22 protein-coding genes are annotated in these 24600 nt (G+C 63.8%); 4 read left to right on the top strand and 18 right to left on the bottom strand.

What is annotated here, in order from left to right; translation table 11 throughout:
- Positions 1 to 19 precede the first annotated feature (19 nt).
- Positions 20 to 643 carry a hypothetical protein gene (locus V0U35_RS13310; protein WP_330197226.1) on the top strand — a complete coding sequence of 208 codons (624 nt, stop codon included), beginning with the start codon at positions 20 to 22 and terminating at the stop codon, positions 641 to 643.
- Here the strand turns inward: V0U35_RS13310 and tgt are convergent.
- Positions 640 to 1755, bottom strand: a complete 1116-nt coding sequence (gene tgt / locus V0U35_RS13305) for a tRNA guanosine(34) transglycosylase Tgt (protein ID WP_330197225.1) — start codon at positions 1753 to 1755, stop codon at positions 640 to 642. The genes V0U35_RS13310 and tgt overlap by 4 nt on opposite strands.
- Entirely contained in the window at positions 1748 to 2806 is a 1059-nt protein-coding gene (gene queA / locus V0U35_RS13300) for a tRNA preQ1(34) S-adenosylmethionine ribosyltransferase-isomerase QueA (RefSeq protein WP_330197224.1), read from the bottom strand. The genes tgt and queA overlap by 8 nt, the downstream gene beginning before the upstream one ends.
- A gap of 82 nt (positions 2807 to 2888) precedes the next feature.
- On the opposite strand from queA, the gene V0U35_RS13295 reads away from it, so the two are divergent.
- On the top strand, positions 2889 to 3905 hold the full coding sequence (locus tag V0U35_RS13295; RefSeq protein WP_330197223.1) for an endonuclease/exonuclease/phosphatase family protein: 1017 nt from the start codon (positions 2889 to 2891) through the stop codon (positions 3903 to 3905).
- A 240-nt stretch (positions 3906 to 4145) separates the two neighbouring features.
- Here the strand turns inward: V0U35_RS13295 and V0U35_RS13290 are convergent, their stop codons facing one another.
- The 7 genes from V0U35_RS13290 to V0U35_RS13260 form a co-directional block, all read right to left on the bottom strand.
- Complete coding sequence (locus tag V0U35_RS13290; RefSeq protein WP_330197222.1) at positions 4146 to 4751, bottom strand: hypothetical protein; 606 nt, start codon at positions 4749 to 4751, stop codon at positions 4146 to 4148.
- Positions 4752 to 4863: 112 nt separating this feature from the next.
- Positions 4864 to 5319 carry a peptidylprolyl isomerase gene (locus V0U35_RS13285; protein ID WP_330197221.1) on the bottom strand — a complete coding sequence of 152 codons (456 nt, stop codon included), beginning with the start codon at positions 5317 to 5319 and terminating at the stop codon, positions 4864 to 4866.
- 6 nt (positions 5320 to 5325) lie between these two features.
- On the bottom strand, positions 5326 to 6333 hold the full coding sequence (locus V0U35_RS13280; RefSeq protein ID WP_330197220.1) for a peptidylprolyl isomerase: 1008 nt from the start codon (positions 6331 to 6333) through the stop codon (positions 5326 to 5328).
- Entirely contained in the window at positions 6330 to 6818 is a 489-nt protein-coding gene (gene coaD, locus V0U35_RS13275; RefSeq protein ID WP_330197219.1) for a pantetheine-phosphate adenylyltransferase, read from the bottom strand. The genes V0U35_RS13280 and coaD overlap by 4 nt, the downstream gene beginning before the upstream one ends.
- A 116-nt stretch (positions 6819 to 6934) precedes the next feature.
- Complete coding sequence (gene gyrA, locus V0U35_RS13270) at positions 6935 to 9700, bottom strand: DNA gyrase subunit A (RefSeq protein ID WP_330197218.1); 2766 nt, start codon at positions 9698 to 9700, stop codon at positions 6935 to 6937.
- A 567-nt stretch (positions 9701 to 10267) separates the two neighbouring features.
- Positions 10268 to 10972, bottom strand: coding sequence for a hypothetical protein (locus V0U35_RS13265; protein ID WP_330197217.1), 705 nt, complete (start codon positions 10970 to 10972; stop codon positions 10268 to 10270).
- Positions 10973 to 11089: 117 nt separating this feature from the next.
- Positions 11090 to 11575: a single-stranded DNA-binding protein gene (locus V0U35_RS13260; protein WP_330197216.1), complete on the bottom strand. Its 486-nt coding sequence runs from the start codon at positions 11573 to 11575 to the stop codon at positions 11090 to 11092.
- Between the two features lie 129 nt (positions 11576 to 11704).
- On the opposite strand from V0U35_RS13260, the gene uvrA reads away from it, so the two are divergent.
- Positions 11705 to 14692 carry an excinuclease ABC subunit UvrA gene (gene uvrA, locus V0U35_RS13255; RefSeq protein ID WP_330197215.1) on the top strand — a complete coding sequence of 996 codons (2988 nt, stop codon included), beginning with the start codon at positions 11705 to 11707 and terminating at the stop codon, positions 14690 to 14692.
- Here the strand turns inward: uvrA and V0U35_RS13250 are convergent.
- The 8 genes from V0U35_RS13250 to V0U35_RS13215 all read right to left on the bottom strand — a co-directional run bounded on the left by V0U35_RS13250 (position 14689) and on the right by V0U35_RS13215 (position 22007).
- The gene (locus tag V0U35_RS13250) at positions 14689 to 15513 is read right to left on the bottom strand and encodes a hypothetical protein (RefSeq protein WP_330197214.1); all 825 of its coding nucleotides are present in this window, start codon (positions 15511 to 15513) and stop codon (positions 14689 to 14691) included. The genes uvrA and V0U35_RS13250 overlap by 4 nt on opposite strands.
- On the bottom strand, positions 15506 to 16429 hold the full coding sequence (locus V0U35_RS13245) for a hypothetical protein (protein ID WP_330197213.1): 924 nt from the start codon (positions 16427 to 16429) through the stop codon (positions 15506 to 15508). Before V0U35_RS13245 ends, V0U35_RS13250 begins: the two co-directional genes overlap by 8 nt.
- Positions 16422 to 17393 (bottom strand): hypothetical protein, encoded by a 972-nt coding sequence (locus V0U35_RS13240; protein ID WP_330197212.1) that lies wholly within the window; start codon positions 17391 to 17393, stop codon positions 16422 to 16424. Before V0U35_RS13240 ends, V0U35_RS13245 begins: the two co-directional genes overlap by 8 nt.
- Positions 17394 to 17397: 4 nt before the next feature.
- Positions 17398 to 18300 (bottom strand): hypothetical protein, encoded by a 903-nt coding sequence (locus V0U35_RS13235; RefSeq protein ID WP_330197211.1) that lies wholly within the window; start codon positions 18298 to 18300, stop codon positions 17398 to 17400.
- A 73-nt stretch (positions 18301 to 18373) separates the two neighbouring features.
- Positions 18374 to 18982: an exopolysaccharide biosynthesis protein gene (locus V0U35_RS13230; RefSeq protein ID WP_330197210.1), complete on the bottom strand. Its 609-nt coding sequence runs from the start codon at positions 18980 to 18982 to the stop codon at positions 18374 to 18376.
- 64 nt (positions 18983 to 19046) lie between these two features.
- The gene (locus V0U35_RS13225; protein ID WP_330197208.1) at positions 19047 to 20066 is read right to left on the bottom strand and encodes a hypothetical protein; all 1020 of its coding nucleotides are present in this window, start codon (positions 20064 to 20066) and stop codon (positions 19047 to 19049) included.
- Positions 20067 to 20139: 73 nt separating this feature from the next.
- On the bottom strand, positions 20140 to 21003 hold the full coding sequence (locus V0U35_RS13220) for a hypothetical protein (protein ID WP_330197207.1): 864 nt from the start codon (positions 21001 to 21003) through the stop codon (positions 20140 to 20142).
- Between the two features lie 47 nt (positions 21004 to 21050).
- A complete protein-coding gene (locus tag V0U35_RS13215; protein WP_330197206.1) occupies positions 21051 to 22007 on the bottom strand; it encodes a hypothetical protein in 957 nt (318 codons plus the stop codon).
- 310 nt (positions 22008 to 22317) lie between these two features.
- On the opposite strand from V0U35_RS13215, the gene trmFO reads away from it, so the two are divergent.
- A complete protein-coding gene (trmFO, locus tag V0U35_RS13210) occupies positions 22318 to 23715 on the top strand; it encodes a methylenetetrahydrofolate--tRNA-(uracil(54)-C(5))-methyltransferase (FADH(2)-oxidizing) TrmFO (RefSeq protein ID WP_330197205.1) in 1398 nt (465 codons plus the stop codon).
- A 3-nt stretch (positions 23716 to 23718) separates the two neighbouring features.
- Here the strand turns inward: trmFO and V0U35_RS13205 are convergent, their stop codons facing one another.
- Entirely contained in the window at positions 23719 to 24555 is an 837-nt protein-coding gene (locus V0U35_RS13205; protein WP_330197204.1) for a squalene/phytoene synthase family protein, read from the bottom strand.
- Positions 24556 to 24600 lie beyond the last annotated feature (45 nt).

Raw genomic sequence — 24600 nt, 5'->3', positions numbered from 1 at the left:
CCGCAGTAAAATGGACACCATGTTACGAAGCCTTGTCCTCATTTGCATTGCTTCTGCCGTCGTTCTGCCGGGCTGTTCGTCCACGCGCGATCGCACCGTGGCAGCGGCGCGCTTCAGCGGCCAGGAAACCCGCTCCGCCGTCGTGGATGCCGTTGGCCTGCCTATGGATCGCCCAGGCCCGGTCATGGTGGACCAGGGCGACCTGACCGTCCCCACGCCTTATGGCGGCCGCGGCGAGGTCCGTCGTTGCCGGACAGTTGCCATCGATATCGCCCGGTTGACGGCCGTCTTGGGCGAGGACGAGGAAATCGTCGATTTGCGCGCCGAGTACGAGGCTCCCCAGGACATGAATGGGGATGGCGACGAAGACTGGATAGACCAGAGCCGCGTCTGGGCAGACCGGACCGGCGATGCCGCCGCGGATGGCGCACGCGGTCTTTACCGGTCGGTCATCGTCGGCCTTAACCCGGCCCGCCCCCTGGTCCGCTTTGTCGGCCGGGCCGGTGAAATTGAACAGGAAGCCCGCGACCGGCGTGAAATGGCCCTGAAGCGCCGCGCATACCTGCGCGGACTGTTTGACGGGTTCGGGTGTGAGCGCCGGGAACTCGACCGGGCGTTTCGCGAGTACGGACTGGTAGGCTAGCTTTCTCGCAAGCCGGACCGGAAGTCTTTCCGGAAACCCTCGAACGTCCCGTTGGCAATGGCCGCGCGCATCCGCGCCATCAGGTCCTGATAGTAGGCGATGTTGTGCCAGGACAGGAGCATCGAGCCCAGATACTCCCCGCACCGGATGAGGTGATGAATATAAGCCTTTGAATAGTCTCGGCTTGCCGGGCAGTTGATGTGCTCGTTTAGCGGACTCTGGTCCTCGGCAAATCGGGCATTCTTCAGGTTGATCGGCCCTTCATCCGTCCACGCCTGACCGTGCCGCCCGGACCGCGTCGGCAGGACGCAATCGAACATGTCGACACCGCGCGCAATAGCTTCGACAAGGTCAACCGGCTTGCCGACACCCATCAGGTAGCGGGGCCGGTCAGCAGGCAGTAGCGGCGTCGTGAAATCGAGGACCTCGCACATCGTCTCGAAACCCTCACCGACGGCGAGCCCGCCAATGGCATAGCCGCCAAAGCCGGTCTCGACGAGACGCTCGGCACTCTCCCGGCGCAGATCCTCGAATACCGAACCCTGCACGATGCCGAAAAGGGTCTGGCTGTCGCGCTCGCCGAACGCAGTCTTCGACCGTTTGCCCCAGCGCAGAGACAATTCCATGGACTCCCGCGCGGCGTCCTTCGGACACGGGAAAGGCGTACATTCATCCAGCTGCATGACGATGTCGGAGCCCAGCAGATCGGCCTGGATCTCGATGGACCGTTCCGGCGTCAGCGCATGGCTCGATCCGTCGACATGGCTCTGGAAGGTGACGCCGTCCTCGGTCAGCTTGCGCAGATTGGCCAGCGACCAGACCTGGAACCCGCCCGAATCGGTCAGCATAGGTCCGGACCAGCCGGAAAAGGCGTGCAGACCGCCAAGGCGCTTCACCCGCTCCGCGCCAGGGCGCAGCATCAGGTGATAGGTGTTCCCCAAAATGATGTCCGAGCCCGCATCGCGGACCTGGTCCATGTAAAGCGCCTTCACGGTCGCGGCGGTGCCGACCGGCATGAAGGCTGGCGTGCGGATTTCTCCCCGCGTTGTTTTCAGGACACCGGTGCGGGCCTGGCCGTCTGTCGCTGCAATCTCGAACGGAAAATCAGTCATGGGCGCGCTCTATCAGGCAGGCGTCGCCATAGGAATAGAAGCGATAGCCGTTCGCGATGGCATGGGCATAGGCCGCCTGCATGTGCGGCAGCGTGCTGAGCGCACTCACCAGCATGAACAGGGTCGACTTCGGCAGGTGGAAATTGGTCAGCAGGGCATCCGTTACCCGGAAGTCATAGCCCGGCGTGATGAAGATCGACGTGTCGCGCGCCTCGGCCTTGACTGCGCCATCACGGGCCGCACTCTCGATCGTGCGCAGCGCCGTCGTCCCGACCGGGATCACCCGCCGCCCCTCGGCCTTCGCCGTGTTGATGGTGCGAGCGGCCTCCACGCCAATCTCGTACCACTCGGCATGCATGACGTGGTCGACCGTGTTCTCAGCCTTCACCGGCAGGAAAGTCCCCGCCCCGACATGCAGCGTGACGTGGGTGCGTTCTACACCGCGCGCGTCGAGCGCCGCGAACAGCCGGTCGGTAAAGTGCAGGCCCGCTGTCGGGGCCGCGACAGAGCCTTCGGCCCGGGCGAACGTCGTCTGATAATCTTCGGTGTCCTGCGCGTCCGGCGTCCGCTTACGCGCGATGTAGGGCGGCAGGGGCGGCGCGCCAGCCTCGGCGATGGCGGCGTCCAGGTCCGCGCCGGAGCGGTCAAATCGCAGCGCGACGTCACCACCATCTGCCTTGCTAATGACGGTGCAGCTAAGCGCGCCAAAGGCGATTTTGTCACCGTCGCGCAACCGCTTGGCCGGCCGGGCAAAGGCGTGCCAGGTGTCGGCGCTCTCGCGCTTGTGCAGATTGACCTCGACCGCGACATCCCCGCCCGCGCCTTCGGCGCGCGCCGGACGGATACCATTCAAGGCTGCCGGGATGACCCGCGTGTCGTTGAACACCATCAGATCGCCGGGCTGGAGCAGGCCAGGCAAATCCAGAATGCCAAAATCGCCGAGCGCGCCATCCGCGCCGACATGCAGCAGGCGCGCGGCATCGCGCGGGCGTGCAGGCCGCAGGGCGATCCGGTCTTCGGGCAGCTCAAAATCAAAATCGGAGACGCGCATGGCGCGACCGTCTATCTTTCGCCATGCCGGGCGGCAAGTTTGGCGGTGTGTTTCGCTTGAGTGCAGGAGGCCGGTAACGGTCATGATCTTCCGGCCCCGCCCGCCATCGCCGCTCGCCAATCTCGCTGCCGCGGGATCGGTTATGCTCGCCGTCCTGGTCTGGCTCGCGCCGCTCTGGTCCGGGTTTGATCTCTTCCGCCAGGTCTGGGCGCTGATCGCCATTGCCGCTCTGGGTTTGCTGGCCCTGACCCTGATCCTGCGACGCTGGCGACCCGCGCTGATCTGCCTGGCCGCCCTGGTCGCGATTTCCGGACCCGTCGCTCCGGAAGTCGCGCGAAGCATTACCGACAATGGGCGGACACCCTATCCTGACGCGATCACGACGTTGACCATCGCAACCCATAACCTCTGGGGCCGCAACGAGGCCGCTAACCGCGCCGCCGCCGTGTTGATCGAAATGGACGCCGATGTCGTCGCCCTTCAGGAGGCGTTCGGCGAGTCGGGAGACGTCACGGACCGGCTCCGGGCCGTCTACCCGTTCGAGGCCGAATGCACCCGCCACTCCTCGCGCATCCTGTCACGGCTGGAGATCGTGGAATCCGGCTGCATGCAGGATCTGCTGATTGCATCCCGCCCAGCAGAATACGAATGGTGGCGGCACCAGTTCCCGCCCTCGACCTGGGCACGAATCCGGCTCGAGGACGGCACGACAGCCGTCGTGGTCTCGGTCCACATGACCTGGCCCGACCCCCTCTCGGTCCAGAACGAGCAACGTCAGAACCTCGCCGAACAGCTCCGGCAATTCGAACGAAATACGATGATCGTCGCGGGCGATTTCAATGCCGCCGCGCCCTCGCTGGCTCTGGCGCGCATGGACCGGGATTTCGGCTTGGAACGCCGCACGCGCCTGCTGGCAACTTGGCCGTCGCAGGGGATCGGCCAGCGCTTTGGTCTTGGCGGTTTCCGCTTGCCTACCATGTTCACCGGCATCGACCATGTCTTCGCCGGTGAGGCCTGGACGACGCTTTCAGTCGAACGCGGCCCCAATACCGGGTCCGATCACCGTCCGGTGATGGTGCGATTGTGGAAGGTGAGTTGAAGCCCCGGCCGGGCTGCAGTCCCGAACCGGGACCTCAGGCCGATTCTGTAAGGCCCTGTGGTCCATCGATGCCCCGGACAAGCCAAGGCATGACGCAAGTCTGGGCCCTCAACACATGGCCGGAAAGCACGCGGTCCCAGCGCAGGCTGGGACCCAGTTTTGCCACTTGCTGGAGTCCTGCTTTCGCAGGAACCCCCGTGAGTTTTCCTGGGCGGATTATTCTAGCCCCTCGAAAGCCCGTCAGACCTCCATAGGCAATCCGCACGCCACCAGCATTTCGTGCGCGCGCGCGACCGTCTCTTCGCCGTAGGTGCCGGCGGTGTCGGGAAAACGTCCCGCCCCGCGAAGCTCCATGAGCGTTTCAGACGCCATTGCCCGGCTGGTGAGAACATGCGCCGCAGCGCGGCGCTCGGCCCATAACGCCGCCCCGGTGAGGCCGGGCGTCGTCAGATCGGCAAGAGACCTTTCGGCAACCGTCACGACACGCCAGGTCTCGGCAATCAGCCGCTGCACCGAGGCAATCTGCGCATCGTTCAAGGTGACCGCCTCTTCCGGGTCCGGCAGGGCGTCCTCATGCCGTGCCATGACATCGGCGAGCCGGTTCGACCCGGCTGCGGCAATTGTCAGGTAAAAGTCTTCCGGATCGGACAGTGTTTCTGCGAGCGCCGCACCCGCCACCGCCAGCAGGCCCGCCGCCCGGCGTCGCAGCGCGGCCGGCTCGTCTCCGGGTTCACAGGCTGCCTCTCCCGCCCGCGCCAGTGTCCCGGCGTCGAGCGGGTCGAGCGCATAATCATGTGTCGCCGCGAGAACCGGATCTTCAAGGAGGCGGGGCGGGATGAAGCTCATGGACAGCCCCGACGATTTAAGCGCGTCATCACCCGCTTTATGCGGGTGATCTCGTGAAGAGAGATTCCCCTGACGAGCCGGGGAATGACGCCTGTGAGTCCGGCCGGATTCTTCAGGCGGCGTCTTCGACGCGCGCCGACTGGATCACGCCCGGGCTGGCCGGCGGCTCGCCCTTGGGCAGCGCGTCGACATGCTCCATGCCGTCAATGACCTCGCCCCAAACCGTGTACTGGTTGTCGAGATAGGGCACTTCATCGAGGCATATGAAGAACTGGCAGTCAGCCGAATTCGGATCGGACGTCCGCGCCATCGAGCACGCACCGCGCACGTGCGGCGCGGAATTGAACTCGGCGTCGATCTTTTGGCCCGTACCGCCCGTACCATTGCCCTGCGGACAGCCGCCCTGGGCGACGAACCCGTCGATCACCCGGTGAAAGGTCAGCCCGTCATAGAAACCGTCCTTCGCCAGCTCGGCGATCCGCGCGGTGTGTTTGGGCGCAAGATCGTCGCGCAGCCGAATGGTGACGTCGCCGCCATCAAGGGTGAAAACGAGATTCTGGTCAGCCATTTAAAGCTACTCCGTAACGCGTGTGGGAACAGGAATGTCGCAAACGTCCGGCAGATTGCCGTCCGCATTGCGCAGTGTGTCGAGATAGGCCGCGAAGGCATCCGAATTGGTGTCCGCGACCTCAATCGTCATTTGCTCGTCTTCAGGCAGGTCGGAGCCGACCCGCATGGAAACGATGGTGTCCGGCGAGAAGCCGAGATCCTGCCCCATCGTTCCGACGGCAATCGCGTTGACCGCGTCCTGACCGTGCCGGACCCGGCCCCAGACCGTATACTGGGCATTGAGATGCTCGGCATTGCCGCGGGTGATGTAGAACTGGCTGCCCGCGCTGTTGGGATCGTTCGTCCGTGCCATGGCGGCCGCTCCGGTGCAGTGCAGCAGCCAGGATTGCACCCGGCCGTCGCCCGTGATGCTGGCCTGGACGATCGGCCCGGTTCCCGCCGGGAATCCGTTCCAGAAGCCGGCCGGAGCTTCGCGCGGGTCCTGACGCGGATTGACCGTGCGTTGCTGCAGCTCGGTGATCGGCATGTCCGGACCACGGCGCGTAGTGAATTCGCCGGGAACATTCGGCAAATCGGTGCCATGATTGGGATTGGACCGGCTGCCGCCGCCCTGCGCGACGAAGCCATCGATGACGCGGTGCCAGACCAGGTAGTCATAGAAATTCTGCCGCGCCAGCGTGGTCATGCGCTCGACGTGCTGAGGTGCGAATTCCGGAGCCAGCTCGATGACGATCATGCCGTGATCGGTCTCGATATACAGCATGTCTTCCGGATCGACCGTCCGCCAGGCATCGTCCGGGAATTCGAAAGCCGAGGTTTCCGGTTCACTTGCTTCCTCCTGGACGACAGAAGCGGCGGTATTGACCGCTGCGCTCGACGCCGCAGAACCAGCCACTTCGCCAGCCGGAGCCGCATCATTTGTGGTCTCGGCTTCAGTCGCGGAATTGTCGGCGCACGCCGTCGCCGCGAAGGTCAGGGCCATGACGCCCGCAAACCAGAGGGATTTCTTCACCGGAACTTCTCCTTCAACTGTTCCCGCACGGCCGCGGGCACGAAACCGTCGATATTGCCGCCCAGCCGGGCGATTTCCTTGACCAGCCGCGAGGCGATGGCCTGGTGGCGCGGATCGGCCATCAGAAAGACTGTTTCTATGTCGGGATTGAGACGCTGATTCATCCCGACCATCTGGAATTCATACTCGAAGTCCGACACCGCCCGCAGGCCGCGCACGATCACCTGCGCCCCGACTTCCTCGGCGAAATGCATCAGCAGGCTCTCAAACGGGCGCACCTCGATCTGTGCGCGGTCGGACAGCGATGCCATTTCGGCCTGGACCATGGCCACCCGCTCGTCGATGGAAAAAAGCGGTCCCTTGTCGCGGTTGATCGCGACACCGATGACCAGCCGGTCGACGATTTTCACAGCGCGCTTGATGATGTCGACATGCCCATTGGTCAGCGGGTCGAACGTGCCGGGATAAAGCGCGGTGAGGGTCATGACTGCTCCAGGCGGAACTTCGGGATAGGCCGCGACGGATTAAGCGGCGACAGGTCCACCATGCCATGACGGCAGGGATTTGACACCCGTGGCGATGTCAGACCCCGGCTGATCGTTCATGATTCAGACGGATCCTCGCCGACTTTGGTATCACCCTCGGCCTCGTCAGGCTCTTCCTCACCGGAATCCTCGATACGCACGACCGAGACGACATTCTCGTCCTTGCCGATACGCAGCAGCATGACGCCCTTGGTGGCCCGGCCCGCGATCCGCACCGTGTCGACCGGGAAGCGGATCAGTTGCCCGCCATCGGTGACCGCCATGATCTGGTCGGAGTCTTCCACCGGGAAACTCGCCGAGAGCGGTACGCCGCGCGAGAGATCATGGGCGGCAACGCCCTGCCCGCCCCGGTTCATGACGCGGTATTCATAGGCCGAGGACCGCTTGCCGATGCCGTCGGCCGCCACCGTGAGAACGAACTCCTCGGCGGCACCAAGCTCTGCGATCCGTTCCGGCGTCAAGGCTGCTTCATCGCCCTCTTCCATCGAAATCGCATCGTCAGCGGCATCATCACCCGCCGCCCGGCGCATGGCCGAGGCGTGTTTGAGATAGGCGCGGGCTTCGGCCGGATCATTCTCGACATGGCGCAGGATCGCCATCGAGATAACGTGGTCCTTCTTGCCCAGTTTCACACCGCGCACGCCAATCGACGATCGGCCTGCAAAGACGCGCACATCGGTGGCCCGGAAGCGGATCGCGCGGCCATTGTGGGTGGTCAGCAGGACGTCATCATCCTCGGTGCACATGCGGACACCGACGATGCGGTCCTCGCCCTCAAGCTTCATCGCGATCTTGCCATTGCGATTGACCTGAACGAAGTCGGACAGCTTGTTGCGCCTGATCGTGCCCGCCGTCGTCGCGAACATCACGTCCAGCTTGTCCCACTCGCTCTCGTCCTCGGGCAGCGCCATCACCGAGGTGATGATTTCGCCCTCGGCGAGCGGCAGCATGTTGACCAGCGCCTTGCCCCGCGTGTTCGGCGCGCCAAGCGGCAGCCGCCAAGTCTTGGTCTTGTACACCATGCCGTCCGACGAGAAGAACAGAAGCGGCGCGTGGGTCGAGGCCACGAAGAGCGAGGCAACGAAATCCTCGTCCTTCATCGACATGCCCGAACGGCCCTTGCCGCCCCGGCGCTGCGCCCGGTAGTCGGAAAGCGCGGTGCGCTTGACATAGCCACCGTGCGTGACGGTCACGACCATGTCTTCGCGCGCGATCAGGTCCTCGTCCTCGACTTCCAGTTCGACGTCGAGAATTTCGGTGCGGCGCGGCACAGCGAATTTTTCCTTCGCCTCACGCAGCTCATCGCGGATGATGTCGAGCACGCGGGCGCGCGACCGCAGAATGTCCAGCAGGTCGCGGATCTGCTCGGACAGGCCTTGCGCCTCATTGCCGAGCTCGTCCCGGCCCAGCCCGGTCAACCGGTTCAGGCGCAGATCGAGAATGGCCTTCGCCTGCTCTTCGGTCAGGCGCAGATTGCCATTGTCATCCAGCATCGAGCGCGGGTCGGCAACGAGGCGTACCAGAGGCGCGACATCCTTGGCCGGCCAGTCGCGCGCCATCAGCTGTTCGCGTGCCGTCGCCGGGTTCGGTGCAGCCCGGATCAGTGCGATGACCTCGTCGATATTCGCGACCGCCAGCGCCAGACCGACAATGACGTGAGCGCGGTCGCGCGCCTTCATCAGTTCGTGTTTGGCACGCCGGGCCACGACTTCCTCGCGGAAGCGAAGGAAGACGTCGAGGAAGCCGCGCAGCCCCATCTGCTGGGGCCGGCCGTCGACCAGCGCCAGCATGTTCATGCCAAAGCTCGTCTGCAGCTGGGACCAGCGGTAAAGCTGGTTGAGGATCACCTCGGCATTGGCGTCCTTCTTCAGTTCGATGACGACGCGCATGCCCGAGCGGTCAGATTCGTCGCGCAGGTCGGAAATGCCTTCCACGCGCTTGTCGTGGACCAGTTCGGCGATCTTCTCGATCATCGTCGCCTTGTTCACCTGGAAGGGAATGGCGTGAACGATGATCGCCTCGCGGTCCTTGCGAATGGTCTCGACCGTCGCCTTGGCGCGCATGATGACCGAGCCGCGCCCGGTTGACAGGCCCTGTCGTGAACCGGCGCGGCCAACAATCAATGCGCCGGTCGGGAAGTCCGGTCCCGGCACGATGTCGAGCAGTTCGGCATCGGTCAATTCCGGATTGTCCATGATGGCGAGCGTCGCATCGACGATCTCGCCCAGATTGTGTGGCGGGATATTGGTCGCCATGCCGACCGCGATACCACCCGCCCCGTTGACGAGCAGGTTGGGATAGCGCGCCGGCAAGACACGCGGCTCCTCGCGGGAGGAGTCGTACGTCGGTTCGAAATCGACCGTGCTTTTCTCGATGTCCGCGAGCAGCGCTTCGGCCGCCGGGTCCATTCGGCACTCGGTATAGCGCATCGCCGCGGCCGGGTCGCCGTCGACCGAGCCGAAATTGCCCTGCCCGTCGATCAGTTCCAGGCTCATCGAGAAAGGCTGAGCCATCCGCACAAGGGCGTCGTAGATCGCGCTGTCACCGTGCGGGTGATAGCGACCCATCACGTCACCGACGACGTTGGCGCACTTGCGGTAGGGCTTGTCGTGCGTGTAGCCGCCCTCGTGCATCGCGTAGAGAATGCGCCGGTGCACAGGCTTCAGACCGTCCCGCGCATCGGGAATGGCGCGGCTGACGATCACGCTCATCGCGTAATCAAGATAGGAGGAGCGCATCTCCTCCTCGATGGAGATCGTCGGGCCGTCCGGGCGATCCGGTTGACCGGGGCCGCCAGTGATTTCGTCGGTTTCGTCGCTCAAGGAAGCCCCTCGTCTTTCGGGTCTGGTCTCGGGTCTGGCCGCACCGGTGGACCGGGTTGCGTCACGGCCTGTCGCGCGACGGGAATCGCGCCGGAAAAACTGGCTTGCAGCCTACCAATCCGCGCCCTGCGGGGCAAACGCGCGGGGCGCTCCGGACGCAGCTTGGAAAAGACCGGATACGGAAATGGCCACCGGCAGAACCGGTGGCCGTATCCCGTTGAAATGGCGCTGGTTTAACTGGCGGCGAACTCGGCGACGCTGAGCCGGCCATCGCCATTCGTGTCAAAGTCGGCGATCCGCTCGCGGGCCATGACGTCAGGCGGGCGCGAATTGCGCTCGACCGACGCCGCGTCGTACGCGATTCCGCCCAGAGCATTGGCCAGCTCCTCGGCGTAACATGGGAATTCGCATCACGGTCCAGCGCGACGAAGCTGGCATGCTTCAGGGCGACATAGCGGCCTGTAAACTCGGCATCGGTCATTTCCCCGCCGCGACCACGGCCATCGCCGCGCCGGACTTCAATCGGAATCCTGTCAGGACGCCACGAAAAAAGCGTCCTGATAGCCCTTATTGTCCATTCATCGCCGTTTCAGCGAGCCGGATATTCGTCAGCATGTTCCGGTTCACACCGTCACGTACCACGCTCCATTCGGTCTGCTGTTTCAGCCATTCATTACGGGTGATTGGCTGATTGTTGACGGCGGCGAAAAACACCGAATCCGCCGAAGAGCAGATCCACCAGGGCGAGGCTGGACTGGTGAACGCCTCCCCCGAGGAATAGACCGCGCTGAGCTGGGCATGGATGCGCGCGGGGTCCGACAGCACGGTGGCCATTTCCGGACCGGCAAACTCGTTGATGATGGGAATGGCCTGTAGCGCGGTAGAGTCCGAACAACGCATCGCGTCATAGACGATCCGCGCGCGGCCGAGGAAGTAGGCCTGCGCCGACCGGTCCGGATCAATTGACGCATACCGCCGTGCCGCTTCCATCAGGAAGGCGGGCGGATTGACGTCCCGGTTTTCCCACAGGAAGTCGGCGACTTCGCGATTGGCGGTATCGGGCCGCTGTATCAGTTCGGCCAATGCGCCGAATACGTCGCCGAACGCCCCGTCCCCGATTACGTAATAGGTGGTGACATTGTTCGCGCCCTGCACTTCGCGCAGTTGCGGACGGTGCGTTCCGTCGCCCTGCTGAGAAAGGATGATAGCGTCCTGCGCGATGGCTGGCGCGGCCAGCGTCAGGGCAAGGACGGGAATCAGGGCGCGTATCATGGACAGTCACTCCGGTGGCTACCGCGCCCGCCTTGCAGGCGCGGGGCCAAGACTAGCCCGGACTGCACCCGCCGTCGCCCGGCGGATGCAGACCAGACTTAAAAACCATCCGGATGACTAGAAGGGAATCTCGTCGTCGAGATCGTCATTGCGGAAGTTTTCCTTCGGCCCGCTGCCGCCTTGCGAACGGCCGCCGCCGCCCGAATAGCTGTCGCCGGAGTCATAGCCCCCGCCACCACCGCCGCCTTCACCACGCGAATCGAGCATTTGCAGCTCACCGCGGAATTTCTGCAGCACGACTTCAGTCGTGTATTTGTCCTGACCGGACTGGTCCTGCCACTTCCGGGTCTGCAGCGATCCCTCGATATAGACCTTGGAGCCCTTGCGCAGGTAGTTCTCAGCGACCTTGCACAGATTTTCGTTGAAAATCACGACGTTGTGCCATTCGGTCTTTTCCTTGCGCTCGCCCGAAGACTTGTCGCGCCAGGTCTCGCTCGTCGCGATGCGCAGATTGGCGACCGGGTCGCCGGAGTTCAGCCGGCGGATTTCCGGATCGCGTCCGAGATTACCCACCAGAATGACTTTGTTGACGCTGCCCGCCATATCCCCATCTTCTCCATCAGAATTGCTGTGGCCCGCGTGTGGACGCGGGCTATTTGTTCACATAATGTTCCGCCGGTCAAATGTCCGGCGAGTCGCGCGCGAGTTGACCGCAACGAGGTCCCCAAGTCCATGCCTGAACCGCTAAAGACCATTTCCGTGCGCGGCGCGCGCGAACACAATCTGAAAAACGTCTCGGTCGACCTGCCGCGCGACAAGCTGATCGTGTTCACCGGCCTGTCCGGTTCCGGCAAGTCCTCGCTCGCCTTCGACACGATCTATGCCGAGGGCCAGCGCCGATACGTGGAAAGTCTCTCGGCCTATGCGCGTCAGTTCCTCGAACTGATGAGCAAGCCGGACATGGACTCGATCGAGGGCCTCTCCCCGGCGATTTCCATCGAGCAGAAGACCACATCGAAGAACCCGCGCTCGACCGTCGGCACGGTCACCGAGATCTACGACTATATGCGCCTGTTGTGGGCGCGCGTCGGTGTCCCCTATTCGCCGGCTACCGGCCTGCCCATCGAGAGCCAGACAGTTAGCCAGATGGTTGACCGCCTGATGGCACTGGAGGAAGGCACCCGCCTCTACCTGCTCGCCCCCGTCGTGCGTGGCCGCAAGGGCGAGTACCGCAAGGAATTCGCCGAATGGCTGAAATCCGGCTTCCAGCGGGTCAAGGTCAATGGTGAGTTCCACGCGCTGGAGGAGGCCCCCACGCTCGACAAGAAATTCAAACACGACATCGATGTCGTCGTGGACCGGGTCGTCATCCGGGAGGGCCTTGAACAGCGCCTCGCGGACAGTCTCGAAACCGCGCTGCGCCTCGCCGACGGCATCGCGGTGGCGGAATTCGCAGCGGATTCCCGCGACGTCGGATCAGACACCTCACCCCAACCCTCCCCTCAAGGGGAGGGAGTCTCCAAAGCGCCTTCTCCCTCCCCCACCGGGGGAGGGTCGGGGTGGGGGGAAGTCCGCGAATACAAAACCGGCGAACGCCTGATATTCTCGGAGAAGTTCGCTTGCCCGGTCTCGGGCTTTACCATTGCCGAGATCGAACCGCGCCTGTTCTCGTTCAACAACCCGTTCGGGGCCTGCCCGGCCTGTGATGGGCTGGGCCAGAGCCTGAAATTCGACGAAGGCCTCGTCATCCCCGACCGGTCGAAAACGCTCTATGACGGCGCGGTCGCACCCTGGAACCGGGCAACGTCCAAACTCTACCAGCAGACGCTGCAGGCGCTGGCCGAGCATTTCGGCGCGTCCATGTACGAGGCCTGGCGCGATCTGCCGGAGGAATTCCGCAAGACGGTGCTGTTCGGCTCAAAGGACAAGATCAAGTTCAAGTACGAGGACGGGCTGCGCACCTTCGAGACGACCAAGACATTCGAGGGCGTCATCCCCAATCTGGAACGCCGCTGGCGCGAAACCGATTCCAGCTGGGTGCGTGATGACCTCTCCCGCTTCCAGTCTTCTCAGCCCTGCGAAACCTGTCACGGCAAACGGCTTAAGCCTGAAGCGCTGGCAGTGAAGATCGCCGGCAAGGATATATCCCAGGCGACCGAGGTCGCCATCCGCTCGGCCTCGGACTGGTTTTCCGACATCGAGAAGGACTTTTCCGACAAGGACCGCCAGATCGCCGAACGCATCCTGAAGGAAATACGCGAGCGTCTGAAATTCCTCGTCGATGTGGGTCTGGAATACCTCACCCTCAACCGCGCTTCCGGCACGCTGTCGGGCGGAGAAAGCCAGCGTATCCGTCTCGCCTCGCAGATCGGTTCGGGACTGACCGGCGTCCTCTACGTGCTCGACGAACCCTCCATCGGCCTGCACCAGCGCGACAATACCCGCCTGCTGGATTCGCTCTGCGGCCTGCGCGACCTCGGCAACACTGTCATCGTCGTCGAACATGACGAGGAAGCCATCGCGACGGCAGACTATGTGGTCGATCTGGGGCCCGCCGCCGGTGTCCATGGCGGTGAGATCGTTGCCGAAGGCACACCAAAGGAAATCGAGGCCAATCCGAACAGCCTCACCGGCCAGTACATGTCCGGCAAGAGACGGATCGAGGTTCCCGAAACCCGGCGCAAGCCGAAGAAGGGGCGCAGCCTCACCGTCGCCGGGGCCACGGGCAACAATTTGAAAAACGTGACGGCTGAGTTCCCGCTTGGCGTCTTCGTCTGTGTCACCGGCGTATCGGGCGGCGGCAAGTCGACTCTGACGATCGAGACGCTTTACAAGGCCGCCGCGCGCCGTCTCAACAAGGCGCAGATCGTGCCCGCGCCCTATGACAAGATCGACGGGCTCGACCATCTCGACAAGATTATCGACATCGACCAGTCCCCCATCGGACGCACGCCGCGGTCAAATCCCGCGACCTATACCGGGGCCTTCACCCCGATCCGCGACTGGTTCGCCGGCCTGCCGGAGTCAAAGGCGCGCGGCTACAAGCCGGGCCGCTTCAGCTTCAATGTGAAGGGCGGGCGCTGCGAGGCCTGCCAGGGCGACGGCGTCGTGAAGATCGAGATGCACTTCCTACCCGACGTCTTCGTCCCGTGCGATGTCTGTCACGGCAAGCGCTTCAATCGCGAAACGCTGGAAGTCACCTTCAAGGGCAAGTCCATCGCCGACGTGCTCGACATGACGGTCGAGGAAGGCGCGGACTTCTTCAAGGCCGTCCCGGCGGTGCGCGACAAGATGGAAACGCTCAAACGCGTCGGTCTCGGCTATGTGAAGATCGGCCAGCCCGCCACCCAGCTTTCCGGCGGCGAGGCCCAGCGCGTGAAACTCTCCAAGGAGCTCTCCAAGCGCGCGACCGGCAAGACGCTCTACATTCTCGATGAACCGACCACGGGTCTGCATTTCGAGGATGTCCGCAAGCTCCTCGAAGTCCTCCATGAGCTTGTCGACACCGGCAATACGGTCGTCGTGATCGAGCACAATCTCGATGTCATCAAGACCGCCGACTGGTTGATTGATCTCGGTCCCGAAGGCGGGGATGGCGGTGGCGAGATCGTCGCGGCCGGGACACCCGAGGACGTTGCGAAGGTGAAAGCCAGCTGGACCGGACGCTATCTCAAACCGCTTCTGAAGCGCGGCGCGGCGCTGCGGAAGAAGGCGGGTTAGGGCGCGGGAGAAGCCCCGATCTTCGAGGCTGCAGCTGGATAGCGCCGCAATAGATAGTCCATGACATAGGTCTGCGTGGCAGCCGCCATCGAGAACAAAATCACGACACCGGCCCCAAAGAGGGTCTGAACAATCGCGGCGGTATATCCACCCGCGATGGCCAAGCCGCGCGGAAATGCCAACAAGCCGAAAAATGTCAGACTGAAATAGAGCAGCCACCAGGGCAGCCAGACCAGAAGAAGCCGCCAACGGATCGGATGTGTCGCACGCCATGTACGGGTGACGTAGAATTCTTTGTTCCGGATTGACAGAGCCAGTCCCGGACCCAGCCGCGCCATGACATAGGCATACCCGGAAAAACCGAAAGTCAGCCCTGCGAAGATTACCGGAATTACCACTGCGAGATTTTCCGTCGCTTGCGCCAGTCCGATAAGTGGAATTGCAATCATCATGGTCGGTATTGATGCCAGCGAGGCCGGGAACCCCATCAGCCAAAATCCAAAGCCGACCCGAAACTCGTCCCCGCCGAATCCAAGCCCCGCCACGCCAGTCGTTTCACCGGTCATCCCGAGGCGCATCACCGCGACCGGAACGAGCCAGATCAAGATCCAAAGCGCCAGCGTTCCCGGCAATTTGAACAACTCGGTCATCGGTCCAGGCTCAACGCCCGGTGCCATCTCGACGGCGAAAACCAGAATAACAAAGACAGAAAAGAATAGAGCGGCGGACAATCCGAGCTTTCGCATTTCCCGAGGATACCGCCGGGCCAGTGTCACGATGTGAAATGCCGCCGCGACGATATCGAAACGGGGCTCAGCCATCGCTGGGCGTGGCAGCAGGCATCACGTCCGCCATAGCCTTCAATTGATGATGTCGTTCCGCGATATAGGCAATCGGGCCAAAGGGGATAGCACTCATCCAGACCATCATAATGCATCCGACCACGATCATGATCGCTTCGAAGACGCCGATAAACCCGATCAGGGAACCACTCGACAGCGCCTCCGCCTGAGAGTCCGCATAGCCGTCCACGGCCAGGGGCAGGAAGGCCAGCCCAAGTAATGCGACATAGATCACGAGCACGACGATCCAGGACAGGATGACCGCCCCCAGGGCCGGCCAGTACACGCCCTTCGACGCGGGCCAGGCGTCAAAAGTGAATATCCGCCGCTCAAGCACGGAAAGCCCGAACGCGGGGTAGAGCCGGACCGAGAAATAAAGGGTTACGGCGATCATCGGCCCATACATGGCCATTATCAGCACGATCATGGCGGCATCCGACGCCGCTTGGCCGGCCTGGTCCGTGAACAGGCCAACTGAAGCGGCGACAATCATCACCGGAATGATCAGCGCGAACTGAACCGCCCACATCACGACGGTCACGACGAGGCCGGTGACGAAGACGCGGCCTTCGTCTGCGCCGAGCCGGATCGGGATGACCGGCTTGTTACGGCCGTGGAGCAGAAACCGGATCCAGGCCGTCGCCAAACTGAGAAAGAAGATTATGCTTCCAATGACGATGAGTGGCACCCAGGTGAACACCCGTATCATCGTCTGAGTGTGTTCGGCCGAATCCTGCGCCGCCAGCGGCACCATCAGAATTAAAAGGCCGCCATAAAGGACGATCACCGGCACCACTGACCATATGGTTAGCCAGAGAAATCCGAGCGGATTCCGCTTAGCGACAATAAAGAAGCGGAACGCTGCCGCGGCGATATGGAACCGTGTTTCAGCCATCATTTCGCGCCACGGTTGGCGCGGCACCCGGTGCTGTTTCGGGGCCGGAGGCGTCCGCCAGAAGCGGATTGGTCCGGCCGGAGAAATGTAGCGCCAGATAGGCCCCGATCCCGCGCGACAGGTTTGCCACCACAAAGTGGATGAACAGGCTCGAGACAAAAGTCAGCAACATCGACAGGGCGGCGATGACGCGGTTCGTTTCCTCACCGCTGAACAGCATGAATAACAGCCGGAACGGCAGCGTGATCAGGCCAACACCGACAAGGACGGCGATACAGGTCAGGATGAAATAACCAACGATCCGGCCCGTTGGCAGCAGGGCCTTGAGCGCTGCGCGCGCATGGCCGAACGGATTGAAGTCCTGCCGCGCGACCATGCCGGCGAACAGGGGCAGGCTGAGGCAGATGACAAACAACAGGACGGCCAACGCCGGTGGCACGGCCAGGATCGCCGCGATGGTCGGCACCAGGACAGACAGGATCGGCCCGGCATCCTGTGTCAGCGCCACCGCTCCATAGACCAGCCCTCCGGCAATCGCGGCGACGATCCAGAAACCGACCCCGAGGCCGAGTTGGGTCAGGATGGCGAGGCCAAAGCGACCTTCATCCGGACCGATACGGAACAGAAAGCGGTCCCCGGTTTCCCCGCGCGCATAAAGCCGCTGCCAGGCTGGCTCGACCAGGACCACGACGATCAGTGACCCCAAGGCCAGAAGTCCCTGAGCCGCCATGATGGCCGGCATCATGGCCGGGTTCATGGCTTCCGGCCCGCTGACCTGGACCTGTACCAGAACCGGGAATGCGAGGATCGCCGCGAGATTGAGCGCGCAGAACAGTCCATATTCCCAAAGCGCGATGGCCAGGGCCCGCTCCGGTGCCTTGCGTATTACCGCAGTGGCATGGGCAAAGGCGGCCGACGCATTGAGACTGTCCGGTTCGCTGTGGCGCGTTTCTGTGACCGCCACCCGATCAGCCTCCACCGCCATCGGCCGGTGTCGCGGGCGGACTGCCAGCCTCGCCGATTTGCTGGGCGGCGCGGACGGCAATGCCGCGGAACATCGCTTGCGGGATGAGCGCGATCACGGCCTGGACGATGTAGAAGGCCAGCATCACCTCGAATGGCGGGAAGGTGACCCCGGCACTGATGCCGATGAGGTTGTATCCCATGACAAACAGCACGGCGAGGCCGACAAGACCGATGACCAGCATGACGAGGAAGGCGATCAGATAGCTGCCCAGCATCGACCAGAACCAGCCCTTGGTTCCCGACCAGGCCTCGCCCAGGACAAAGGCGCGGCGGTCCACGGCCATGGCCAGCGCGGGCGAAAACCGGATCATCACCCAGAAAAAGGGCAAGGCCAGTGCAAACATGGCGATGAAAACGGCCGCCGTTGCCACGGTCGCCGAAATCGGTGCCAAAGCCAGGGCGATGACGGTCGCGGCAATCATGGCGACCACGATCCAGCCGATATAGGCACCGATCATGATGCCGACCAGCGCCAGGCCGGTCAGCGTGAACATGCCTTCGTCCTTGCTCAGCTTGAACGGAAAGACCGGGTTGCCCTCGCCGCGCACGAACAGCCGCAACCACGCCGTTTCCAGAAGAATGTATCCCGCAATCCCGAGCAGCCAGATCGGGCCGGAGGCTGCATAGAAGCTGCCGACCGTGGCGAAAACGACAGCCGGGTCATCGGTATTCGACAGGTTGTTCAGCGCGTCCATATACGCCGCGGTCGGCGCATATTGCAGCGCGCCCAGCCCGGCCGTGTAGACAATCGTCCAGATTGCCAGCCCGATAAAAACGATCGGCCGGGCCGTGAAGACCGCCCAGAAAAAACCGAGCGCGCCGGCGGAATCGAAACGTGTGGTCATGATTGTCCCCTGCCCCTTGGATGGAATCGCATCCAGCCCTAACCGTCACTCTAACCGGCCCGTAGAGCCGGTTTCAAATGACAAAACGGAACAGGAGCCAGATCGCGCCCGCGACGGCACCCGCGCCGACAAGCACACCCAGGGCGAGCAGAAGCCCGTCATGCGTGGTCAGCGCGATGGCCAGCAGGATGATCCCGGCGGCCGGGATGACGACGCCGCCGGGGATGACCGAGAACACGAACATGGCGACCGACAGGACGACGCACAGCAAAGCGACCAGAATCGGGGCTGGCGGCAGCAGGAGCAGGTGGAAGCGCTTGTATGTGACGCCATCGAGCCGGCGCAGCCAGGGCTTGGCCGCAGCCAGCCCCTTGCAGAAGCTTTTCTCCGGCACCGAGAGACCGCGAAGGAACCCCGGCAGCCACACCCGGTGCCGCTGAAACAGGAAGTGAAGCGAGACGACCAGGCAGATGGCCGATGTTGTCCAGGTTACGCCGGGAAGCGCCCCGATGACCGGGAGAACCGAGACCAGCGCCGGGAGGAGAAGAAGCGGACCGAAGGAGCGGTGGGCCAGCCGGTCGATCAGCTCGCCAACCGTGATGTCCGACCGGCTCCTGCCACACGGCGCGACCCCGTCGAACAGGGTTTCCAGCTTGCGGGGATGGTCCGGCGCTGACTCCATCAGGCATTTGTCCCGGCGGGTTCAATCTCGCCTCGGCAAACGCCTGATGGGTAACAGCGGTTCCCTATTCCGGCTCGGTTGCAGTGGCCGGTGGCGGCGTGTCGGCGGCATCAACCGGCGGCGGAACGTCAGCCGCCGAAGCGCGATGACGGCGAGCCGTATAGGCACCGACGCTGTGCCAGGCCCCTTCGGTCAGCGTCTGCAGAAAGAGCGACAGGAACAGGCCGGCCCCGAGCATGACCATCGTTCCTGGCTCGCTCAACTGCTCACGCAGCATGTCCAGAATCGCGGTTGGCTCCGGATTGGTACTTTCAGCCATCATGGCGAATTCGAACATCATCGGCATGAAGGCCCCAAGGAAAAGAAACTGTATCATCGTGCCGAGAACCGACTGGGCTGCGAAGATGATGATAACCATCACGATATAGGTCAGCACCAGCCACCAGAAGATGCCGCGCGTGGCCGGCATGGCATCAAACACGCGCACGCGCCGGTCCAGCACGGTCAGCGCCGGGGCCGCCGACAGGCGAACAGCCAGGAAGACCGCCAGCACAATGGCACCGATCACCAAAAGGCCGCCGCCCAGACCGGCCAGTGCGCCCGCACCGGCTCCGCCTTCGCTGACGCCCACGGCGACGGCCAGTCCGATCCCGATTCCCAGCGTCAGGATGTAGAGGGCGATGGCAATCACGATGAAGACGATATTCACAGCCAGCAGGCGGAATTCATCACCCCCCAGGCGGAAGGGAATGCCCGGGGCCACTTCGTCACGAACCAGAAGGCGCAGCCAGGCGCCCTGGGCCATCAGGGCAACCAGGATGCCGCCGATGAAGGACAGGGGCACGACAGCGAAGACGGGGCCGACCAGTTCCCAGACATCGTCCGGTGTCGGGTCGCCGCCCGACATGGCCACGTCCAGCATGTTCAGATAGCCCGGCGCGATCAGCCACAGGATCAGGCCGGTGAAAACCGAAAACAGGATGGCGTTGCAGAACGCGACCCAGAAGACCGCACCGGGCCTGCGGCCCAGCGTCTTGAAGAAATGGCCAATGGCCTCGCCGAAATCGAAAGCCGGTGTCTGCATGGCGTGTCCCCTCCCACGCGGCGAACGGCAGTCCCGTTCAGACAGGCGGACTATACCAGCTTCGACTGTACCGTCAGGAGGGAACCGGCTCCTGATCGTCCCCGCCCAGCTGGCGGTAAAGGGACATCCCCGCCGCGCAGGTCAGGAGCAGGGTGACCGCCGCCGCGAGCCATTCCAGGGCAAACAGGATTCCCAGTGACGCCGCGCCCTCGCCGCGCGCCAATTCCAGCGCCAAATACCTGAGCCCCAGCCCCGGCAGCAAAGCCAGCGCCATGACCAGCGCCGTCGCGATCCAGCGCCCCCGCGTGAGCGAGAAACTCGACAATGCCTGGACTTTCTGGCGTGCGATCGTGGCTGCATAGGCCAGCGACAGACGCGCGCAGAACCAGATTGCGAACACCGTAAACAGCGCAATCACGGCCACCGCAACACCCCAGTCTCCGTTCCCGAAATACTCGCCCAGGACCGGCAAGGCGGTCTCCGGCGACTCCGAATCGATGGCCGGTGCGCCCGCGCGCGAACGGGCCGCGAGATCGAGCGCGGCCAGGATGGCGACCAGCCCCAGTCCTGCGGCGCCCAGAACGGTAAACCCCAAAATCCCGATGAGCAGGGCGACGATAGCCAAGCGGACTTCGTCGCCGCCGAGTTCCAGACCCAGGAGCGGGCCGGACCTGCCCCGGAGCGCGCGGCGCAGCAGCGCGCTCTGGGCAGGGATGGCCACGAGGATCGCCGCGACGATGACCAGAATGTAGGTCCCGAATGGCTTGGACTCATCTCCGGCGATCTGCGTCGCAAGCAACGCCAGCCAGGACAGCGCAGCCGCCAGCGGCAGCGACAGGATCGCGGCCTGCAGGCCGGCCTTGGGCAGAAAACGGCCCATGTCGCGCAGCGAGATCATGACGAGGGTGATGCTGGAGGGTCGGTCTTGGTTGCGCATGGTGGCGGGATACCCACACCCTTGGCCCCGCGCAATGGCGCATTCCGTCACCGGTGATACCGCTGAACCCCATAGATGAAGGTCAGCGCGATATCCGTTGTCCGCGCATCGGGGTCGGCCAGGGCATCCGGATCCAGCCGCCAGGCTGTCAGACCGTGCAGGATTTCCCGGTCCCACAAATCGCCCGGATAGGTCTCCTCCAGCCGTATATTGGTCGGCACACCCTGCGCATCGACATCGAGCAGGATGACCGCGAACCCGTCCAGGCGTCCATGCCACGCCGTCGTGTCAAAGCCCGGTGCTTCGGTGACCGCCCAGTCGCCGCCATGGCGCTCGCCCAGTTCGGTATCGGCCGGCGGCGCGTTGGCAACCATGACGAAAAGCTGGCGGTCCGCAGCGGCGATCCGCTCGGCAAGGGCCTCGGTCATCGTGGTCCAGCCATTGGTCCGCAAACGCCGGTGGTGCAGTACCGGTAGCAGCTCCTGGTAAAGATCGAGCGCAGCACGAAAGCGTCGGCCCGCGCCCGGGACATCCAGCGCGCGATAGGTAATGAAACCGGCCGCATAATAGGCGTCCGCGAGTTCCCGGCGATCCGCGCCGCCGGTCTCGAGCAGTGCAATGCCATCATCGGCAAAGTCGCGAGCGCGCTCGAACCGTTCGCGCCAGCGCCAGTAATTGGCGTGGGCCAGGGCGATACGTCCGCGCATCAGGGGCGCGTCGATCCCGGCCCGATCCAGGATCCGCTCTGCCCGTTCGACATGGCGCTGCGCCGCGCGGCGCCCGGCCGTGCCAACCAGTTCGCGACCATTGAGGGCCGTATTGGCCGCATCCAGCCAAAGCTGCGCCTGCTCTGCGGGCGGCAGGCCGGCGCGCTCGCCCGCTTCGGCAGCATCGACAGCCGCAGCCATTGCAGCTCGGTCATCGGGCTCCATGTCGGTGAGTTGCGCTGCCGCAGGCCCGGTCAGAAGGACCAGTCCCAACAGCAAGGCCGAAAGTGATTTCATGCCCCCCTCCCATGTCATCACGCGCCACCCTAGGGCGGAGAAATTCGTCCGCATAATCACAAGTTTGTTGGCTCGAAACTTCAATTTGGGCAGGCCGCTAGCCGTCCTCGCCGTCCGGGCCCGCACGGCCCGGAGAATGACCCGGAAGACAGACGGTGACAGGCTGGTTTCTAGAGGATTCCGGCGATGCCAAGAAAAGACACCGATCTCATGGGAACTCCCCCTCCCCTTGTACCGGCATGATGACTCAACCTCGCCGACTGGCATAGCCCGCTTGGGTCGGCGCGCGCGGAGCGCTATAGGAGCGGCCATGAGCGAACCCGTACACATTATCGGCGGCGGCATGGCCGGTTCCGAAGCCGCCTGGCAGATCGCCCGCCAGGGCGTGCCCGTCATCCTGCACGAGATGCGCCCGGTTCGCGGCACCGAGGCCCACCAGACCGATGGTCTGGCCGAACTCGTCTGTTCGAATTCCTTTCGGTCAGACGATGCGCAGACCAACGCCGTCGGCCTGCTACACGAGGAAATGCGCCGCTGCGACTCGCTGATCATGGCGATGGGCGACCGCCATCAGCTGCCCGCTGGCGGAGCGCTCGCAGTCGACCGTGTGGCGTTCTCTGATGCCGTCACGAAAACGCTGACCGAGCATCCGCTGGTGACGATCGAACGCGGTGAGATCGCCGGTCTTCCGCCGGCCGACTGGTCGAGCGTCATCATCGCCACCGGTCCGCTTACTTCGCCGGCACTCTCGAAAGCCGCGCTGGATCTGACCGGCGAGGATTCGCTGGCCTTCTTCGACGCCATCGCCCCCATTGTCTATCGCGATAGCGTGGACATGGATGTCGCCTGGATGCAGTCGCGCTACGACAAGGGCGAGACCGAGGCTGACCGCGCCGCCTATCTCAACTGTCCGATGACGAAGGAGCAGTACGAGGCCTTCGTCGATGCGCTCATTGACGGACCTAAGACCGAATTCAAGGAGTGGGAAAAGGACACGCCCTATTTCGAGGCCTGCCTGCCCATCGAGGTCATGGCTGAACGCGGACGTGAAACCCTGCGCCACGGGCCGATGAAACCGCGCGGCCTGACCAATGCCCACAATCCGGATGTCAAACCCTGGGCCGTCGTCCAGCTGCGCCAGGACAATGCGCTCGGCACGCTGTTCAACATGGTCGGCTTTCAGACCAAACTGAAATACGGCGCGCAGACCGACATTTTCCGCATGATACCGGGGCTGGAAAAGGCCGAGTTCGCGCGCCTCGGCGGTATCCACCGCAACACCTTCCTGAATTCACCGAAACTGCTCGACAAGTCCCTGCGCCTGAAGCTGCGCCCCGAATGGCGATTCGCCGGCCAGGTCATCGGCGTGGAGGGCTATGTGGAATCCGCCGCCATGGGCCTGCTCGCCGGACGTTTCGCGGCGGCCGAGCGCCTCGGTCAGACCCAGCCCGCGCCGCCCGCCACGACCGCGCTCGGCGCATTGGTTGAGCACGTCACCGGGGGTCACCTGACCGGTTCGAAGGGCGGCTTCCAGCCCATGAATGTCAATTTCGGTCTCTTCCCGGAGATCGACACCCCGCCCAATCCCGAACCGGGCAAACGATATCGCGGCAAGGAAAAATCCGTCGCCCGCAAGCGCGCGATGAGCGCCCGCGCCCTCGCCGATCTTCGCACCTGGCTGGGCCCGGAAGCCAAAGCCGCCGAATAGCGCCTAGAACCGCCCGGTCAGCGAGGCCTTCATCAGGGTGAGCCGCCGGGTCAGCGGTGACAGCGCGAGATCAGCCCGGTAGGGATCGTCTGCGCGTTCCAGCTTGTTCAGATAGGCCCCCGATAGTGCAACCGGAGCCCAGGCAGGGAAAAGCACGGGCGGAAGCTGGCGGACTTGGGTGCGGGCCACCTCCAGCCGCTCTCGGGCCAGACTGATCACGGGTTGGAGCGCCTTCCGGACAAGTTCCGGTTCCCGTCCGGTCGCGATCCGCGCAAGGGTCAGACCGTGCTCGGCCATGACGTCATCGGGGATGGTCGCCAGCCCCCGCCCCGCCCGGTAGGGAAAACTGCGGAGGATTTCAGTCAGTCCCCAGGCCTCACCTGCGGCGGCGATCGGCTCGGCTTCATTGACTTCCGGGTCGAGCAGGCCCGCCGCAATGGACATGACCTTTCCCCATCCCGCCCCGGCGAATTCCGCCATCGCATCCAGTCCGGAAAAGCTGCGGCCCTCGAAGTCACGGTCATGGGCGTCAATGATGCCGGTCAGCGCGGTGGCGCCGGGCGATCCCGGCATGTCGCGCATGGCTGCCACGCCCTCGATCACCGGATTGCGGCGCACTGCGGGCGGATCGGCGAAGGCGTCATCGACGGCCTCACGATGCCAGGCCATACGCATTGCGCCGATGGCCGGCTCTGAAATACGCAACGGCAGGCCGGAAATCTCCGCGTGCCAGGCATGCAGGGCGGTCAGCGCCGTGCGCTGCGGCTCGCGCGCGAACAGCGCTGCCAGCTGGCCGTCGGAACCGGAACTGCTGCCATCATGGAACGTTGTGTCAGTCATCAGCCCGTTTTTACTGGCAATTCGCACCTGACCAACCATATGGCA

Source organism: Hyphobacterium marinum (assembly GCF_036330325.1).
GTDB lineage: Bacteria > Pseudomonadota > Alphaproteobacteria > Caulobacterales > Maricaulaceae > Hyphobacterium > Hyphobacterium marinum.
Note: the sequence above shows the minus strand (reverse complement) of the source record. Positions and strands in the feature narration are given on the sequence as shown.